The organism is Neorhizobium sp. SHOUNA12A, from assembly GCF_023006505.1.
Lineage (GTDB): Bacteria > Pseudomonadota > Alphaproteobacteria > Rhizobiales > Rhizobiaceae > Neorhizobium.
Map to the genome: position 1 here is coordinate 1 of NZ_JALBGV010000181.1, position 2,590 is coordinate 2,590.

Genomic DNA, 2,590 nt, shown 5'->3' on the forward strand with positions numbered 1-2,590 from the left:
GACGGCGGCGCGACATACTGCTCATCTGATGATGTCCTTATAATAAAAGGGGATTTTGAAGTGGGTTGTGAGATATCGGACGCCGTGATCGCCTGGCATCGGCCTCGTGGCGCACGGTGTCGTGTTGAAGGTCGGAAAGTTTGATGATCCAAGGCGCTCCGGTGCATAACTGGCGCGCGGGAAGGACGCCGCTGCTGACCATCCGGTAGGCCGTAGCTCGACTCACCTTCAGAATGGCGGCGGCCTCGTCGAGGGTTCTCTCATCGCGTTCGGCCCGTTCACCTTCTCGATAGACGGAGATGCCGTGGATGTTGCGAAGACTACAGACGTGGCTTCGCGTCCAACTGGCGCCATGCCCGGTCCGCTTGCCGGATCGATTCAAGATCGCTGCGATCGACAAATCGGGCAACTGCCTCGCCAAGGCGCGAACGAGATCGACAACATCAGCCTTAACTGCCCAGCGGGTCTGGCCGATCTTGTTCTTCTTCACCGTCATTCGGGTGTGATCGCCACCCTGCCAATGAATGACGAGCGCCAATGTGTCGTCAACGGTATCGACAATGATTTCCTTGATCAGCAGCCGAATGATCTTTTTGCGTGTCTCGATAGACGCGTCGGGACTGTCCCATGCCTTACCCAGATCCCTACCGAGCGTCATCAATCTTGTATGGTCGTCGGCCGATAAAACGGGCGTGTCACGGTCAGTCGAGAGCATCTCGAGCTGGACCTCGAGATCACGCAATTGGATCAGCTTCTCATTCCAGCGCCGCTCCAGTTCGCCTGCGACCAACCGATTGTCCGGATCGACGGCATCATACTGGCGGCGCGCCCTGGCAGCCTCATATTGTGCTTGCTTGATTGAGTTCTCGAGTTGCTGTTGCTTGTCGCTATGACGCTGCGTGTGCGCCTCCATCGCCCGCAAGGCCGCCTCGATTCCCAGAGGTTGCAATCGCTCGATCACCTCCTGCGCGACGGCCCGATCGACCCGCATGCCGCCGAACCCGATACAGTTGCCGACCGCCATGGCGCCGAACGTGCCGCGACACACATACCGCTGCGTATTGCCGCCTTTCCCGGAGTATTGAATGTGCAGTCGGCGACCGCAGCGACCGCAACGGAATAGTCCAGGCAACAAAGCTTCGCCGCGTCTTATCGAACCCCGCCCCATATAGCTTTTTCCATTCGCGTTCTCGGCGATCAGATGCTGATTCCTTTCGAATTCGGCCCAGCCAATATAGCCTTCGTGATGGTCGTGGATCAAAACGTCCCAGTCTTTCGAATTGCGACGCAGCGTATCACGCGTGACCCGCTTCCGCCCATCCTTGATCATCACACGTGTCGCACGCCGACCGTAGGCGTAGGAGCCGGCGTATACCGGGTTCGTCAGTATGTGATGAAGTGTGTGGTAGACCGGGGCTTTCCACTCGATCGGCCGTTTGCCGCGTCCTTGCATGACGGACGGGACCAAGACATTCTCCTGCCTGAACCAGAGTAACACTTGGCGGACGGTCTGAAGTTCGGCGAATTTACGGAAGACGAGCAGAATGCTCTCCTGAACGCGCCGATCCGGATCCTTCTCGACACGGACATCATCCGTCTTCACGTATCCGACGGCAACGGTCAGATGAAGTTCGCCGCGCCGCGCTTTTTGGCGCATGGCTTCAACGGATCGTTGCCGAAACACGGACAACTCCATCTCGCTCATCGTGCCCTTCATGCCAAGAAGGAGACGATCGTTAGGCGAACGCGGATCATAAATGGCTTCTTCATCGACAATAAGCGTGCCGACCAGGCCACAAAATTCCAGCAGAGTGTGCCAATCACGACCGTTGCGTGCCAGACGTGACGCCTCAAGCGAGACGACTGCTCCCACCCGACCATCACATATTGCGGCCAGCAGTTTCTCGAATCCCGGCCGTGCGGTGCCACTTCCGGATCGTCCAAGGTCATCGTCCACGATCTCGACGGTCTCCCAACCCAACCGTCGAGCGCGCTCAGCCAGGCTATACTGCCGTCTTTGGCTTTCCAGATTATTGGCAACTTGGTATGCCGTCGACTGCCGGACGTAGACGAAGGCGCTGAGGGCAAGATGTTCGGCGGTGATCTTACTCATTGTCCGCCTCCTTTCTGCCGTCGACGCATCGCTCGGCGGGCAGCTTTGCGGCCGCTTCCGTCAGCAGTAGTTGCAGGAGTGTTAATGCTTCCCGGCGCTGGTTGTCGCTCAGATTCACGGGCCTGGCTGTGGCGAACAGATCCAATTGCATGCGAAATTGCTTTCTCATGGCCTATCCCTTCGGCTTCTTGCACCGAGCAACAGGTTACGAGAGAATCGACGAAAGCACGCAATTCAACGAGCTTGGTTGCCGAAAGGCGCAGCTCAGCTACAATCTCGATCGAACTTGCCTCAGGATCGAACATCCATGCGGGAATTTGAAATGAACCACCGTGGGATTGCCGGATGAGAAAATAGTCAACGCCGTCGTGCTGATGGCTGCCGGTTACCAATACGGTTTGGCCAACCAGGGGGTGGAAGGGATAAGTGACCCTTGCTTCGAACGTCAGAAACCCGGCACCATGAACCCGGCTTGGA

The 2,590-nt window shown here is 57.5% G+C and carries 2 protein-coding genes; both read right to left on the minus strand.

Annotated features, from left to right (window positions below; translation table 11 throughout):
• Positions 1 to 37: 37 nt before the first annotated feature.
• On the minus strand, positions 38 to 2,113 hold the full coding sequence (locus tag MOV63_RS32325) for a recombinase family protein (protein WP_247039825.1): 2,076 nt from the start codon (positions 2,111 to 2,113) through the stop codon (positions 38 to 40).
• Positions 2,110 to 2,590, minus strand: a 481-nt coding sequence (locus MOV63_RS32330; RefSeq protein ID WP_247039826.1) for a DUF5372 family protein, incomplete at its 5' end; no start/stop codon positions are given. The genes MOV63_RS32325 and MOV63_RS32330, both read right to left, overlap by 4 nt.